A 15,433-nucleotide genomic window follows, 5' to 3' on the forward strand; every position below is an offset into this window, starting at 1 on the left:
CCCATGCAAGCCGTTCAGCGAGAGATTGCCCAAGCGCTCAAGGTGCAGCCGCCGTTCGCCGATGCTGCCGCGCTCGACCAGGAAGTGGCCCGGCGCGTGGCGTTCATCAAGGGCTGCCTGGCCAATGCCCGGCTCAAGACGTTGGTACTGGGCATCAGCGGCGGCGTCGATTCCTTGACCGCCGCCCTGCTCGCCCAGCGCGCGATCAACGAGCTGCGTGCCGAAACGGGCGATGCGGCCTACCGCTTCATTGCCGTGCGCCTGCCCTATCAGGTGCAGCACGACGAGCACGACGCCCAGGCTTGCCTGGAGGTGATCAACGCCGATGAAGTGCACACCGTCGACATCGCACCCGCCGTGCGTGCACTGGCGGCCGAAACCGAGGCGTTGCAAGGGGGGTCGCCGACCCTGGTGGACTTCGTTGTCGGCAATATCAAGGCACGCACGCGCATGGTCGCGCAGTACACCATCGCCGGCGCGCGCGCGGGCCTGGTGATCGGTACCGACCATGCGGCCGAAGCGGTGATGGGCTTCTTTACCAAATTTGGTGATGGCGCGTGCGATCTGGCACCGCTGAGCGGGCTGGTGAAGCACCAGGTGCGAGCGATTGCACGCAGCTTCGGTGCGCCGGAATCGCTGGTGGAGAAGGTCCCGACAGCGGACCTGGAAGACCTGGCGCCGGGCAAGCCGGACGAGGCGTCACATGGCGTGACCTACCAGCAGATCGATGCGTTCCTGCAAGGTGAGCCGGTCGAGCAGGAAGCGTTCGACATCATCGTCGCCACCTACCGCAAGACCCAGCACAAGCGCGAACTGCCGTTCGCCCCGTAAAAGCTTCGCGGGGCAAGTCGGATCGCCGCACCGCCGCCCCCACTGGCATCAGGCCTGGGGGAGCGGCGGTGCGGCGATCCGACTTGCCCCGCGAATGGAGGGCAAAGCCCTCGCCTCTACGCCATCGTCCTTACTTGACGACGACCTTGCCCTTCATCATCGAGATGTGGCCCGGGAAGGTGCAGAAGAAGCTGTAGTCGCCGCCGGCTTCCAGCTTGGTAGCGTCGAATTTGACTTCGGTTTCTTTCTCTGGCGCGCCGATCATCTTGGTGTGAGCGATGATGCCGGCGTTGTCGGCCTTGATGTAGTCCTTATCCAGGCCTTGAGTCATGCCTTCGGTGGCAATGCCCTGCATGTCGGCAGTCTTGCTGATCACCAGGTTATGGCCCATGACGTTCTTCGGCAGGTTGCCGGAATGGGTCAGTTTGACGGTGAATTCCTTGCAGCTCTTGTCGACGGTGATTTCCTTGGTATTGAAGGACATCTGGTCGGTCGAGTCGACAGTTACCGAGCACTCGGCGGCGAAGACAGAGGCGCTGGCGAGGGTCAGCAGGGATACCGCTACAGCTTTCGCAAACATCATGAATCTCCTTGGCAGGGTTTTATCAATTGCGAGACTGCCTGAAACCGTTCAGCCCCTTGCTGATATGGGTCAAGGGGGTGTCAAGTGGCCAGTCAGTTGAATTGTTCAATGGATTGTATACAACCAATCTAAGGGCACATCATGCCCTTTTAATAGACGATGGGACAACCTCTCATTTAGGAGCAATACCAAATGCCCATGTCCAGCTTTCTGAACAGCCTGCTCGCCGCCTACGCCCAGGGTGCAACTGGCGCCGTCTGCGAATTCTCCCGGCCGGAGTGAAAGCGGCCTTGGAACTGCCAGGCAGGCGCCGTACCCTGTCACCCTGAGTGACTGGAGATGAGCAATGCCTGTACGTTCCGTTTGTGTCTTCTGCGGCGCCAGCATCGGCGCCAACCCTGCCTACCGTGAAGCGGCCGTCGCCCTTGGCCAGGCCATCGCCCGGCGCGGCCTGACCCTGGTCTATGGCGGTGGCGCGGTCGGTTTGATGGGCATCGTCGCCGACGCTGCCATGGCCGCAGGCGGCGAAGTGGTCGGGATCATCCCGCAAAGCCTGCTGGACGCCGAGGTCGGCCACAAAGGCCTGACCCGCCTGGAAGTGGTCGATGGCATGCATGCGCGCAAGGCACGCATGGCCGAACTCAGCGATGCGTTCATTGCACTGCCGGGTGGCCTGGGTACGCTGGAGGAGTTGTTCGAGGTGTGGACTTGGGGGCAACTGGGCTATCACGCCAAGCCGCTGGGCCTGCTCGATGTCAATGGTTTCTATGAAAAGCTGGGCGGGTTCCTCGACCATATCGTCGAAGAAGGTTTCGTGCGGCCGCAGCATCGGGCCATGTTGCTGCTGGGTCAGCAGCCGGATGCGCTGCTGGACGGGATGAACGAGTTCGTCGCGCCGGTGGTGCCGAAGTGGGTCGACAAGCAGCCTGATTGAGCTTGGCATTCTGGGGCTGCTTTGCAGCCCCTAAATGGATCACTCAGCGTGGAATGACAGGCTGACGCGGCTTCTTGCCAGCCTTGCCGCCCTTGGCCGCTTCTTTGCGCTCCTTGGCCGCCTGCTGGTTGCGGGCAAACGCATCAGCCTTGGCCTTCTCACGCTTGTCCCACGGCTTGCTGCCATCGCTGCCGCGCGGTGGCAGGCCGGTGTGCTGGGTCAGGATCTTCTGTTCCTTGGCCACCTTGTGGCTGCCAGCTGGGGTCGAGTTCTTGCGCCGGGCACTCTGGTAGCTGTCGGACTGCGGCTGGTGCAACGGGATCAGTTGGTGCTTGCCCGGCCCGATCAGGTCGGCGCGGCCCATGCGCTCCAGCGCCTCGCGCAGCATTGGCCAGCCCTTCGGATCGTGATAGCGCAAGAACGCCTTGTGCAGCCGGCGCTGCTGATCGCTCTTGACGATCTCGACCCCTTCGCTCTTGTAGGTCACCTTGCGCAGCGGGTTCTTGCCCGAGTGGTACATCGCCGTGGCCGACGCCATTGGCGACGGGTAGAAAGCCTGCACCTGGTCGGCGCGGAAGCCGTTGCCCTTGAGCCACAAGGCCAGGTTCATCATGTCTTCGTCGGTGGTGCCCGGGTGCGCGGCGATGAAGTACGGGATCAGGTACTGCTCCTTGCCCGCCTCTTTCGAGTACTTCTCGAACATGCGCTTGAAGCGGTCATAGGAACCGATACCCGGCTTCATCATCTTGTCCAGCGGGCCACGCTCGGTGTGCTCCGGGGCAATCTTCAGGTAGCCGCCCACGTGGTGGGTAACCAGCTCCTTGACGTACTCCGGCGATTCCACCGCCAGGTCGTAGCGCAGGCCCGAGGCGATCAGGATCTTCTTCACGCCCGGCAAGGCACGCGCCTTGCGGTACAGCTCGATCAGCGAGCTGTGGTCGGTGTTGAGGTTCTCGCAGATACCCGGGAACACGCACGACGGCTTGCGGCAGTGCTTCTCGATCTCGTGGCTCTTGCAGGCGATGCGGTACATGTTGGCGGTCGGGCCGCCGAGGTCGGAGACCACGCCGGTGAAGCCTGGCACCTTGTCACGCATCTCCTCGATCTCGTGCAGGATCGATTCGTGGGAGCGGTTCTGGATGATCCGCCCTTCGTGCTCGGTGATCGAGCAGAAGGTGCAGCCACCGAAGCAGCCGCGCATGATGTTCACCGAGAAGCGGATCATCTCGTAGGCCGGGATGCGCTCCTTGCCATACGCCGGGTGCGGGATACGCGCGTAGGGCATGCCGAACACGTAGTCCATTTCTTCGGTGGTCATGGGGATGGGTGGTGGGTTGAACCACACATCCACTTCGCCATGTTTCTGCACCAGGGCGCGGGCGTTGCCTGGGTTGGTTTCCAGGTGCAGCACGCGGTTGGCGTGAGCGTACAGCACCGGGTCGTTACGCACTTTTTCGAACGACGGCAGGCGTATCACCGACTTGTCACGGGTCATGCCCGGGCTGTCGAGAATCTGCACCACTTTGGCTTCGTTCGGGTCTTCCACGTCGCCCTTGGCCTGTTCGATGGCGCAGGCCTGGGTGTCCTGGGTGTTGACGTAGGGGTTGATGATCTTGTCGACCCGACCTGGGCGGTCGATGCGGGTGGAGTCGATCTCGAACCAGCCCTGGGGCGTGTCACGGCGCACGAACGCGGTACCACGCACGTCGGTGATGTGCTCGATGCTCTCGCCCTGGGACAGGCGCTGGGCGACTTCGACGATCGCCCGCTCGGCGTTGCCATACAAAAGGATGTCGGCACTGGCGTCGATCAGGATCGAGTGGCGCACCTTGTCCTGCCAGTAATCGTAATGGGCGATACGGCGCAGCGAGGCCTCGATGCCACCGAGCACGATCGGCACATGCTTGTAGGCCTCCTTGCAACGCTGGCTGTACACCAGGCTGGCGCGGTCTGGGCGCTTGCCGGCCATGCCGCCAGGGGTGTAGGCGTCGTCGGAGCGGATCTTCTTGTCCGCGGTATAGCGGTTGATCATCGAGTCCATGTTGCCGGCCGCGACGCCGAAGAACAGGTTCGGCTCGCCCAGCTTCATGAAGTCGTCTTTGGACTGCCAGTTTGGCTGGGCGATGATGCCAACGCGAAAGCCCTGGGCTTCCAGCAGACGGCCGATGATGGCCATGCCGAACGACGCGTGGTCGACGTAGGCGTCCCCGGTCACGATGATGATGTCGCAGGAATCCCAGCCGAGCTGATCCATCTCCTCCCTGCTCATTGGCAGGAACGGTGCTGGCCCGAAGCATTCGGCCCAGTACTTGGGATAGTCGTAGAGTGGTTTGGCTGCTTGCATGTCAGTGACCGGTTCTGGTGTGCAGGGAAATCGCGGGCGCGGAATATAGCACAAATTTTGACCAAATCCGACGGTGGTTGTCGGATTCATCTGCAACACGAATAACTCCGTGGGGCCGGGCAAGCCCGACCCACAGGGTTGTTATTCGTCGTCGTCGAAGTTGTACATGCCCGGCGCAAGGTTCTCGAAGCGGGTGTACTTGCCGATGAAGGCCAGGCGGATAAAACCGATGGGGCCGTTACGCTGTTTACCGATGATGATTTCGGCAATGCCCTTGTGCTCGGTCTCCGGGTGATACACCTCGTCACGGTAAACGAACATGATCACGTCGGCGTCCTGCTCGATTGCACCGGATTCACGCAAGTCGGAGTTCACCGGGCGCTTGTTCGGCCGCTGCTCCAGGGAGCGGTTGAGCTGCGACAGGGCGATGACCGGGCAGTTGAATTCCTTGGCCAGGGCCTTGAGCGAGCGGGAGATCTCGGAAATCTCGTTGGTCCGGTTGTCACCGGAAGAGCCCGGAATCTGCATCAACTGCAGGTAGTCGACCATGATCATGCCGATCTCACCGTGCTCCCGAGCCAGGCGGCGGGTACGCGCACGCATTTCCGACGGGCTGATGCCAGCGGTATCGTCGATGAACAGCTTGCGGTCGTTGAGCAGGTTGACCGCCGAGGTCAGGCGTGGCCAGTCGTCGTCGTCGAGTTGGCCGGAACGCACCTTGGTCTGGTCGATGCGCCCGAGCGACGAGAGCATACGCATGATCAGCGATTCGCCTGGCATCTCGAGGGAGAACACCAACACCGCCTTGTCGCTGCGCAACACGGCGTTTTCCACCAGGTTCATGGCGAAGGTGGTCTTGCCCATCGACGGACGGCCGGCAACGATGATCAGGTCGGCCGCCTGCAAGCCGCTGGTCTTCCCATCCAGGTCGGTGTAACCGGTGGAAATACCGGTAATGTCGCTGTCGGAGTTGAACAGCGTGTCGATACGGTCGATGGCCTTGGTCAACAGCTCGTTGACCCCCACCGGGCCGCCGGTCTTCGGCCGCGCCTCGGCGATCTGGAAGATCTGCCGCTCGGCGTCGTCGAGGATTTCTTCGGCGTTGCGCCCTTGTGGATTGAAGGCGTTGTCGGCGATATCGGTGCTGATGCTGATCAGCTGTCGCAGCGTGGCCCGCTCGCGAATGATCGCGGCATAGGCCTTGATGTTGGCCACCGACGGGGTGTTCTTGGCCAACTCCGCCAGGTAGGCCAGGCCGCCGACTTGCGACGACACGCCCTCCTTGTCCAGCTGCTCGTGCAACGTGACCACGTCGAACGGGTGGTTCAGGTCGACCAGCTTGTGGATGGCGCGGAAGATCAGGCGGTGGTCATGCCGATAGAAATCGCCATCCGAGACCTGATCCAGTACCCGCTCCCAGGCGTTGTTGTCCAGCATCAGGCCACCGAGCACGGCCTGTTCGGCCTCGATGGAATGCGGCGGCACCTTTAGGGCTGCGGTTTGCAGGTCGAGCTGTTCGGAGGTGGTGATCTCGTTCATGGCCACGAAAGAATTCTGGGGGACGAAAAAGACAAAGGGCACGGCCTGTAGAAGACAGGACCGTGCCCGATGTTAACCGGCTGGGCCGCGAACGGCCAGCCAGTCAGCGCAGCTTAGGCAGCTACGACGACCACGCGTACGGTGGCTTCAACGTCGCTGTGCAGGTGCACGGCTACGTCGTATTCGCCAACCTGACGGATGGTGCCGTTCGGCAGACGCACTTCAGCTTTGGCCACTTCAACGCCGGAGGCGGTCAGGGCGTCAGCGATGTCGTGGGTGCCGATCGAACCGAACAGCTTGCCTTCGTCGCCAGCGGTGGCAGTGATGGTCACTTCCAGCTCGGCCAGTTGGGCAGCGCGGCTTTCAGCCGACGTTTTACGGTCAGCAGCTGCTTTTTCCAGCTCGGCGCGACGCTCTTCGAACGCAGCCAGGTTGGCGGCGTTGGCAACGGTGGCCTTGCCGAATGGCAGCAGGAAGTTACGGCCGTAACCAGCCTTAACTTTTACTTTGTCGCCCAGGTTGCCCAGGTTAGCGACTTTTTCCAGCAGGATCAGTTCCATTTGGTAAAACCTCTTAACTTTTAACCTTCACCGTTCGCGGAGTCATTCCCCTCAGGGGACTTGCGACCGCGAAAATCAATCAGGCTGTCGACAATGGCCAAAACCACGAGCAACGGATAAATCAGCTGCATGATCAGCGGCAGCGTCACGTACATGCCCACCAGCCAGAAACCAGCCAGTCGGCCCTGTGCCACCAGCCCATGCATCAAGGCGATGCCGGCCAGGACGAGCACCAGGCTGGATGCAGAGGCAAGGACGATGAACTGCGGCCCGATGAACGGACCCAGCACCATCAGTGCCACCAGCGCCAGCATGGTGACCCGCGGCAACTTCAGGGCGCGAAACTCGCGACCGAAGCCTCCAGGGTTGTACAACGCAGCCTGCCAATACCGCGCCAGCATCAAAGCCAGCACGCTGAACAGCTGCAGCATCACTGCCGTTGAAGCGACCAGCACAGGGCCGATCAGCTCACCGGGGATCACCGGTTTGCCTTCGATTTGTGGCAGGGCTTGTACAAGCGCCTTGGCCAACACCTCGAAGGTTTCACGCAGTACCGTGTCCAGGATGAGGCTGTAGACCAACCCCAGCACAACACTGGACATCAACACCCGGCTCCAGGAATGCCCGGCACGCAACAAGGCGGCCAGCCCCAGCGTCCCCAACAGCACCAGCAAGGTGCTTGGGTCGCCAAAGGCCCAGATGGCCACCGCCGGCAAAAGCCCGAACGCGATGACCGTTGAAGCATCCTTGAACCCGCGCCGCAGAAGCACGAGGCTCCCGGCAGCGGCACTCAACCAGAACAACAGCGGTAACACTGCACTGATGACCACCACCAGGGTGGCCTGCACACGACCGCGCATGATGAAATCAGCTAACGCTCGCATGCTTTATCCCTTACTGCTTGTCGACGACCCGGTCTCAGCGGCCGTGGCTGTCGGTGTAGGGCAGCAGGGCCAGGAAGCGGGCGCGCTTGATAGCGGTAGCCAGCTGACGCTGATAACGAGCTTTGGTACCGGTGATACGGCTTGGAACGATCTTGCCGGTTTCGGATACGTAAGCTTTCAGGGTGTTGAGATCTTTGAAGTCGATCTCTTTCACGTCTTCAGCAGTGAAGCGGCAGAATTTACGACGACGGAAGAAACGTGCCATGTAATAGGCTCCTCAAAAGGTCCGTGGATTACTCGTCAGCGTTATCGCTGGAGTCGCTGTCATTGCTGTCATCGCCTTCGGCGGAGTCAGAATGCTCAGGACGCTCACGACGCTCACGGCGCTCGCTGCGGTTCTCTTCTGCCTTGAGCATCTCGGACTGACCGGTTACGGCTTCGTCGCGACGGATGACCAGGTTACGGATCACGGCATCGTTGTAGCGGAAGTTGTCTTCCAGCTCGGCCAGGGCCTTGCCGGTGCACTCAACGTTCAGCATCACGTAGTGAGCCTTGTGAACATTGTTGATTGCGTAGGCCAGTTGACGACGGCCCCAGTCTTCCAGGCGGTGGATCTTGCCACCATCTTCTTCGATCAGCTTGGTGTAGCGCTCAACCATGCCGCCGACTTGCTCGCTCTGGTCCGGGTGAACCAGAAAGATGATTTCGTAATGACGCATGAATGCTCCTTACGGGTTAGTAGTCTGCCAGAACGCTGGTCAGACAAGGAGTGAATGACACTGTATGTCTTGCCATGGAGGGGAGGCACATGAGCGCCTGCCAGCTCGGCAAGGGGCGCAATTGTAGAGAAGGCAAGACAGACAAGCAAGGTGATTGGCGATTATTTGAACAGCCGGAAACATATTTTGCCTGCACCAACCCTTCGCGGGGCAAGCCCGCTCCCACAGGCCAACTGCAGCCTCAGCCATTGCAGAAATCCTGTGGGAGCGGGCTTGCCCCGCGAAGAGGCCAGCACAGACTGAATATCAGCGCTTGGCTTGACGCTGGCGCACGGCCTCGAACAGGCAAACGCCGGTCGCGACCGAGACGTTCAGGCTGCTGACGCTACCGCCCATCGGCAACTTCACCAGGAAATCGCAATGCTCACGGGTCAGTCGGCGCATGCCCTTGCCTTCTGCCCCCATGATCATCACCAAAGGCCCGGTCAGGTCCTGCTGGTAAATCTCCTGCTCGGCCTCGCCGGCAGTGCCGACCACCCACAGGCCACGCTGCTGGAGCTTTTCAAGGGTACGCGCGAGGTTGGTCACGGCCACCAGCGGGATCACCTCCGCAGCGCCACAGGCCACCTTGCGCACCACCGGCGTCAGGGTCGCCGACTTGTCCTTGGGCACCACCACCGCCGTGGCACCGGCGGCATCGGCGGTGCGCAGGCAGGCGCCGAGGTTGTGCGGGTCGGTGACACCGTCCAGCACCAGGATCAGCGGCGGCGTTTCGGTGCGCTCAAGCAACTCTTCGAGCATCAACTCGCCCCACACCTGGCTCGGGCTGACCTCGGCGACCACGCCTTGGTGCACGCCTTCAACCCAGGCATCCAGCTCACGGCGCTCGGCCTGGCCGACCGCCACACGGTTTTCCGCGGCCAGCTCCAGCAGCTTCTGCAGGCGGGGCTCGCTACGCCCCTCCGACAGCCAGACCTGCTTGACCCGCTTGGGGTGGTGCTGCAACAACGCCTGCACGGCGTGTACGCCGTAGATCTTTTCCAGCTGACTCATGACTTGCTCTTGCTCTTGCGGGGCGCACCGGACTTCGGCGGGCCTTTGCGATGCTTGGTCGGCTTGCCGGATGGCTTGCCAGCCTTCTCCGACTTGCTGCCGGCAGTGCTGCGCGCGTCGGTCATCAACGCCTTCTTCATCTCGCGGCTTTTGCGCACCTCAGCATTACGCTGCACGGCATCTTTAGGGAAGTAAGCCTCGGAAGCCTCGCTCTTGCGGCTGCGCGGCTTGGGCGTGGCTTTCGCTTCGGTGGCCGGTTGCTGCTGCTCGGCCTTGCCGTCGGTTGGCGCTGCACCGCGCTGCTTGCGACCGATCGGGCCACTGAGGGTCTTCTCGGAGACTTCGAAGTCGATCTTGCGCTCGTCCAGGTCGACGCGCATGACCTTGACTTCGATGGTGTCGCCCAGGCGGAAGCTGCGCCCGGTACGCTCGCCGGACAGGCGATGGTGGACCGGGTCGAAGTGGTAGTAGTCACCCGGCAGCGCACTGACGTGCACCAGGCCTTCCACGTAGATGTCGGTCAGCTCGACAAACAACCCGAAGCCGGTCACCGCAGTGATCACGCCTGGGAAGGTCTCGCCCACGCGGTCTTTCATGTATTCGCACTTGAGCCAGTTGACCACGTCGCGGGTCGCTTCGTCGGCGCGACGCTCGGTCATCGAGCACTGCTCGCCTAGCTGCTCCAGGGTGTTCTCGTCGTACGGGTAGATACGCGCCTTGGGAATGCTCATGGCACCCGCACGCTTGACGTGCGGGGTATCCACCTTGGAGCGGATGATGCTGCGAATGGCGCGGTGCACCAGCAGGTCCGGGTAACGGCGAATCGGCGAGGTGAAGTGGGTGTACGCCTCGTAATTCAGGCCGAAGTGGCCATTGTTGTCGGTGCTGTACACCGCCTGGCTCAGCGAACGCAGCATCACGGTCTGGATCAGGTGGAAGTCCGGGCGCTCGGCGATGCTCGCCAGCAGTGCCTGGTAATCCTTCGGCGACGGGTCCTTGCCCTTGTGCAGCGACAAGCCCAGCTCACCGAGGAAGGCGCGCAGTTTTTCCAGGCGCTCCGGCGGCGGGCCGTCGTGAACGCGGTACAGGGCCGGCACGCCGTGCTTTTGCAGGAACTCGGCGGTGGCCACGTTGGCCGCCAGCATGCATTCTTCGATCAGCTTGTGCGCATCGTTGCGCACGGTCGGACGGATTTCGGCGATCTTGCGCTGGTCACCGAAGACGATGCGGGTTTCCTGGGTCTCGAAGTCGATCGCACCGCGGGTGTGGCGCGCGTCCAGCAGCACCTTGTAGAGCGCATACAGGCTCTTGAGGTCAGGCAGGACTTCCTTGTACTGCTCGCGCAGCGCCTTGCCTTCACGGGTGCGGGAATGCTCGAGCATGCTGCTGACCTTGTTGTAGGTCAGGCGGGCATGGGAGTGGATCACGCCTTCGTAGAACTGGTAGTCGACCATCTGGCCGGCTTTGTTGATGGTCATCTCGCAGACCATGGCCAGGCGATCGACGTGCGGGTTCAGCGAGCACAGGCCGTTGGACAGCTCCTCGGGGAGCATCGGCACCACGCGCTCGGGGAAATACACCGAGTTGCCGCGCTGCTGGGCTTCGACGTCCAGGGCAGAACCCAGGCGCACGTAGCTGGAAACGTCGGCGATCGCCACATACAGGCGCCATCCGCCCGAGAACATGCGCAGCTTGCCCAGTGGCTCGCAATAGACCGCGTCGTCGAAGTCGCGGGCATCTTCGCCGTCGATGGTGACGAAAGGCAGGTGGCGCAGGTCGATGCGCTTTTCCTTGTCCTTGTCTTCCACTTCGGAGCGGAACTTGCGCGCTTCCTTGACCACATCGTCGGGCCAGACGTGCGGAATGTCGTAGCTGCGCAGGGCGACGTCGATTTCCATGCCCGGCGCCATGTAGTTGCCGATCACCTCGACCACATCACCCTGCGGCTGGAAGCGCGGGGTTGGCCAGTGGGTGATCTTGATCTCGACGAACTGGCCGATCTTGGCGCCGCCATTGCGACCGGCGGTCACCAGCACTTCTTGCTGGATCTTCGGGTTGTCCGGCGTCACGTAGCCGATACCGCCCTCTTCGAAGTAACGCCCGACCACGCTTTCGTGGGCACGGGAGATGACTTCTACCAGTACACCTTCACGGCGGCCACGGCGGTCGGTGCCGGAGACACGCGCCAGGGCGCGGTCGCCGTCGAACACCAGGCGCATCTGCGAAGGGCTGAGGAACAGGTCGTCGCTCTTGTCATCGGGGATGAGGAAGCCAAAACCATCGCGATGGCCGGAAACGCGGCCACAGATCAGGTCCAGCTTGTCTACCGGGGCATAGGTGCCGCGCCGGGTATAGATAAGCTGGCCATCGCGCTCCATGGCACGCAGACGGCGGCGCAGGGCTTCAATCTGGTCTTCCTCGTACAGACCGAATTCTGCCGCCAGCTCCTCGCGGGCGGCCGGCTCGCCGCGATCGGCAAGACGCTGGAGGATCAGCTCACGGCTGGGGATAGGGTTGTCGTATTTTTCCGCTTCGCGAGCGGCCTCGGGATCGAGGGATTGCCAATCGGCCATCAGAAGGGGTTCACCTTGGGGTATATAGATAGGAATTCTGGCATAGGCGTATTGAAACCGGAAATGTCAGCCTTGGACAGCCCCCCAGCAATGAGTCGAGGAAGTCGTAATAGGGCTGAAGAATCAACAAGTTGAATTTTTTGAAATTTTTTTCGACCGGGGGCTTTACAGCCTACAGGACCGTCCGTATAGTGCGCACCACAACGACGGACAGACGACGTTGTAGTTGAGATGAAACGCGATGTAAAGCATCATGTGACCTCGACGAAATGTGTGCCCAGGTGGCGGAATTGGTAGACGCGCTGGTTTCAGGTATCAGTGACCGCAAGGTCGTGGAAGTTCGAGTCTTCTCCTGGGCACCAAGTATTATCAAGTAATAGATGACCAAGGATCTATTACTACTGTGTGAAAGCGAACGATAGTCGCCTTCATCAGACGATGTAAAGCTTTGCCCAGGTGGCGGAATTGGTAGACGCGCTGGTTTCAGGTATCAGTGACCGCAAGGTCGTGGAAGTTCGAGTCTTCTCCTGGGCACCATACAAAAACCCACTAGCTTGCTAGTGGGTTTTTTCTTGCCTGCGTTTTCTGTTTCCCCCCCCTTTGCGCACGACACCCTCGCGCACTCCGCCACTCGACGATCGTCTCGCGATGAATTTCTCGTCACCCGGCCACCTGAGAAACGATTTCGTTTACCATTGTTTCCAAATATGTAGCCGTAAGCGAGGAAGTACCCGCATGACGATCCGTCCGCAACCGCTGATGCGCACCCTGGCCGCCGCTGTACTGAGCCTGGTGATCGGCGCGCCGGCCGCCATGGCAGACGCACCGGTAACACTGACCCTGTACAACGGGCAGCACAAGGAAATCGGCGACGCCATCGCCAAGGCCTACGAGGCCAAGACCGGCATTCACATCAATATCCGCAAGGGCAGCAGCAACCAGCTGGCCAGCCAGATCATCGAAGAAGGCGAGCGCTCACCGGCCGATGTCATCTACACCGAAGAGTCGCCGCCGCTGAACAACCTGGGCGAACTGGGCCTGCTGGCGAAGATCGACGACGCCACCTTGAACATGCTGCCCAAGGAATACGTGGCCACCAACGGCACCTGGATGGGCGTTACCGCGCGTACCCGCGTCGTGGTGTTCAACCCCAAGCAAATCGATGAGAAAGACCTGCCGCAATCGGTAATGGACTTCGCCAACCCTGAGTGGGACGGCCGCGTCGGCTTCGTACCGACCAGCGGTGCCTTCCAGGAGCAGGCCGTGGCCATTCTGAAGATGCACGGGCGTGACGCTGCCGAAGAGTGGCTGACCGGCCTGAAAGCCTTCGGCAAGACCTACACCAACAACATGGTGGCGCTCAAGGCCGTGGAAAAAGGCGAAGTCGCCGCCGTGCTGGTGAACAACTACTACTGGTATGCCCTTGAGCGTGAGCGCGGCAAGCTGGACTCCAAGCTGTACTACCTGGCCGACGGCGATGCCGGTGGCCTGGTGACCATCTCTGGCGCCGCCGCAGTCAAGGCCAGCAAGCACCCCAAGGAAGCCCAGGCCCTGCTCAACTGGATGGCCAGCGAAGAAGGCCAGCGCGTGATCACCCAGACCACCGCCGAATACCCACTGCACAAGGGCATGGTGTCCGACCGTGGCTTGAAGCCGTTCGAAGAGCTGCGCCCGCCGAAGATCTCGCCGGCCGACCTTGGCAACGCCGAGGAAGCGCTGGAGCTTGAACGTGAGGTCGGTCTGCTCTGATGACCGCCGCCCTGTCCGAGCCGGTGCCGGTACGCTTCGTACCGCGCCGCAAGCGCCCCTCGATCTGGGTGGTGCTGCCTGTGCTGTTTCTGGTGGCGATGAGCCTGCTGCCGCTGGCGTATGTCGCCCTCAAGGCCTGGGAAGCAGGCTGGCGAGAGGCCCTGCATCTGCTCTGGCGCCCGTTCGTCTGGGGCCTGATGCGCAACACCCTGATGCTCATGTTCGGGGTGACGCTGGTGTGCATGGTGGTCGGGCTGGCCCTGGCCTGGCTGCTCGAACGCAGCAACCTGGCGGGCCGTCGGCTGTGGGGCGTAGTGCTGTGCTTGCCGTTCGCAGTGCCCTCGTTCGTCAGCAGCTTTACCTGGGTATCGCTGAGCTCGGACTTCGAAGGCCTCGGCGGGGCCATCCTGGTCATGGCCCTGTCCAAGTATCCCCTGGTGTTCCTGCCGGTGGCCGCCACCCTGCGCAACGTCGACACCTCGCTTGAAGAGTCGGCACGCACGCTGGGCTGCAGCCGCTGGGGGGTGTTCGTCAAGGTGACCCTGCCGCTGCTGTGGCCATCGATGCTGGGCGGCGCACTGCTGATTGCCCTGCACATGCTGGTGGAATTTGGCGCCTTGTCGATTCTTGGTCTGCAGACCTTCACCACGGCTATCTACCAGCAGTTCGAGCTGGAGTTCAGCAACGCCAACGCTGCCATGCTCTCGGCCGTGCTGCTGGCGCTGTGCCTGATCATGCTGTGGCTGGAGCTGCGGGTGCGCGGCAAGGCCCGCCATGTGCGCATCGGCCAAGGCGTGGCGCGCCGCGCGCAACCGGTGCGCCTGCGCGGCTGGGCGCCGTTGGCGCAGCTGTTCTGCGTGGCCCTGGCGGTACTGGGCAGCGGCATCCCACTGGCGATGCTCGGGTACTGGCTGAGTGTCGGCTCGTCGGCGGCGTTCCCGGTGGCGGAAATCTCCAAAGCGCTGCTCACGTCGCTGTCGGTGTCGCTTGGCGGCGCGGGCTTGTGCGTGTTGCTGGCACTGCCGATCAGCTTCCTGGTGGTGCGCTACAAAGGCCGCCTGGCGATCTGGGCCGAACGCCTGCCCTACCTGCTGCATGCCCTGCCGGGCCTGGTGATCGCGCTGACCCTGGTGTTCTTCGCCTTGCACTATGTGCCGGCGCTGTACCAGACCACTGCCCTGTTGTTGCTGGCCTACGGGTTGCTGTTCCTGCCGCTGGCCCAGGCCCCGGTACGCACCGCCTTGAACAAGGCCTCGCCCACCCTCGAAGAGGCCGCGCGCACCCTGGGCGCCAGCAGCTTCACGGCGTTTTGCCGGGTGACGCTGCCGATCATCTTCCCAGCCTTGGCGGCGGCGTTCGCGCTGGTGTTCCTCGATGCCATGAAGGAGCTGACCGCTACCCTGCTGCTCAGCCCGACCGGCATGACCACCCTGGCCACCGAGGTCTGGGCACATACCGCCAACGTCGAGTTTGCAGCGGCGGCGCCTTATGCAGCGCTGCTGATCGTGGTGTCGGGGTTGCCGGTGTATTTGCTGACGACGCGGATGTATTTGAACAAGGCGTGATGTGTAGGCCTTGAGTCATTGATCGCAGCATAAATCGAGCGCCGCCCGCGCGGCGCTCGATCTGATAGGCGCAGAAAGACGCCCGGCGAACACAACCCC

The 15,433-nt window shown here is 62.1% G+C and carries 13 protein-coding genes and 2 tRNA genes; 6 read left to right on the forward strand and 9 right to left on the reverse strand.

Going from position 1 to position 15,433, the window contains the following annotated elements; translation table 11 throughout:
* Positions 1–3 precede the first annotated feature (3 nt).
* A complete protein-coding gene (gene nadE / locus HU766_RS01245; protein WP_033701794.1) occupies positions 4–831 on the forward strand; it encodes an ammonia-dependent NAD(+) synthetase in 828 nt (275 codons plus the stop codon).
* Positions 832–961: 130 nt separating this feature from the next.
* On the opposite strand, the gene azu is transcribed toward nadE, so the two are convergent.
* Positions 962–1,411, reverse strand: coding sequence for an azurin (azu, locus tag HU766_RS01250; RefSeq protein ID WP_033701795.1), 450 nt, complete (start codon positions 1,409–1,411; stop codon positions 962–964).
* Between the two features lie 349 nt (positions 1,412–1,760).
* Between azu and HU766_RS01255 the strand changes: the two genes are divergently transcribed.
* The gene (locus HU766_RS01255; protein WP_033701796.1) at positions 1,761–2,348 is read left to right on the forward strand and encodes a TIGR00730 family Rossman fold protein; all 588 of its coding nucleotides are present in this window, start codon (positions 1,761–1,763) and stop codon (positions 2,346–2,348) included.
* Between the two features lie 43 nt (positions 2,349–2,391).
* On the opposite strand, the gene HU766_RS01260 is transcribed toward HU766_RS01255, so the two are convergent.
* The 8 genes from HU766_RS01260 to rnr form a co-directional block, all read right to left on the reverse strand.
* The gene (locus HU766_RS01260; RefSeq protein WP_186652729.1) at positions 2,392–4,692 is read right to left on the reverse strand and encodes a YgiQ family radical SAM protein; all 2,301 of its coding nucleotides are present in this window, start codon (positions 4,690–4,692) and stop codon (positions 2,392–2,394) included.
* A 141-nt stretch (positions 4,693–4,833) separates the two neighbouring features.
* Positions 4,834–6,231, reverse strand: a complete 1,398-nt coding sequence (gene dnaB / locus HU766_RS01265) for a replicative DNA helicase (protein ID WP_186652730.1) — start codon at positions 6,229–6,231, stop codon at positions 4,834–4,836.
* A 113-nt stretch (positions 6,232–6,344) separates the two neighbouring features.
* The gene (gene rplI / locus HU766_RS01270) at positions 6,345–6,791 is read right to left on the reverse strand and encodes a 50S ribosomal protein L9 (protein ID WP_033701798.1); all 447 of its coding nucleotides are present in this window, start codon (positions 6,789–6,791) and stop codon (positions 6,345–6,347) included.
* A 20-nt stretch (positions 6,792–6,811) separates the two neighbouring features.
* Positions 6,812–7,675: a hypothetical protein gene (locus HU766_RS01275; protein ID WP_186652731.1), complete on the reverse strand. Its 864-nt coding sequence runs from the start codon at positions 7,673–7,675 to the stop codon at positions 6,812–6,814.
* A 34-nt stretch (positions 7,676–7,709) separates the two neighbouring features.
* The gene (rpsR, locus tag HU766_RS01280; protein ID WP_003249563.1) at positions 7,710–7,940 is read right to left on the reverse strand and encodes a 30S ribosomal protein S18; all 231 of its coding nucleotides are present in this window, start codon (positions 7,938–7,940) and stop codon (positions 7,710–7,712) included.
* A 28-nt stretch (positions 7,941–7,968) separates the two neighbouring features.
* Positions 7,969–8,394 carry a 30S ribosomal protein S6 gene (gene rpsF, locus HU766_RS01285; protein ID WP_033701800.1) on the reverse strand — a complete coding sequence of 142 codons (426 nt, stop codon included), beginning with the start codon at positions 8,392–8,394 and terminating at the stop codon, positions 7,969–7,971.
* A gap of 306 nt (positions 8,395–8,700) precedes the next feature.
* Positions 8,701–9,447, reverse strand: a complete 747-nt coding sequence (gene rlmB, locus HU766_RS01290; protein WP_027592540.1) for a 23S rRNA (guanosine(2251)-2'-O)-methyltransferase RlmB — start codon at positions 9,445–9,447, stop codon at positions 8,701–8,703.
* Entirely contained in the window at positions 9,444–12,020 is a 2,577-nt protein-coding gene (gene rnr, locus HU766_RS01295) for a ribonuclease R (protein WP_186652733.1), read from the reverse strand. The genes rlmB and rnr overlap by 4 nt, the downstream gene beginning before the upstream one ends.
* A gap of 275 nt (positions 12,021–12,295) precedes the next feature.
* On the opposite strand from rnr, the gene HU766_RS01300 reads away from it, so the two are divergent.
* The 4 genes from HU766_RS01300 (at position 12,296) to HU766_RS01315 (ending at position 15,334) form a co-directional block, all read left to right on the forward strand.
* Positions 12,296–12,382 (forward strand) — tRNA-Leu (locus HU766_RS01300).
* A gap of 88 nt (positions 12,383–12,470) precedes the next feature.
* Positions 12,471–12,557: transfer RNA gene (locus HU766_RS01305), tRNA-Leu, on the forward strand.
* A 198-nt stretch (positions 12,558–12,755) separates the two neighbouring features.
* A complete protein-coding gene (locus HU766_RS01310) occupies positions 12,756–13,769 on the forward strand; it encodes an extracellular solute-binding protein (protein WP_186652737.1) in 1,014 nt (337 codons plus the stop codon).
* Positions 13,769–15,334, forward strand: a complete 1,566-nt coding sequence (locus HU766_RS01315; protein ID WP_033701803.1) for an iron ABC transporter permease — start codon at positions 13,769–13,771, stop codon at positions 15,332–15,334. Before HU766_RS01310 ends, HU766_RS01315 begins: the two co-directional genes overlap by 1 nt.
* Positions 15,335–15,433 lie beyond the last annotated feature (99 nt).

Source organism: Pseudomonas sp. SWRI77 (assembly GCF_014269105.1).
In the GTDB taxonomy this organism is placed as follows: domain Bacteria; phylum Pseudomonadota; class Gammaproteobacteria; order Pseudomonadales; family Pseudomonadaceae; genus Aquipseudomonas; species Aquipseudomonas capeferrum.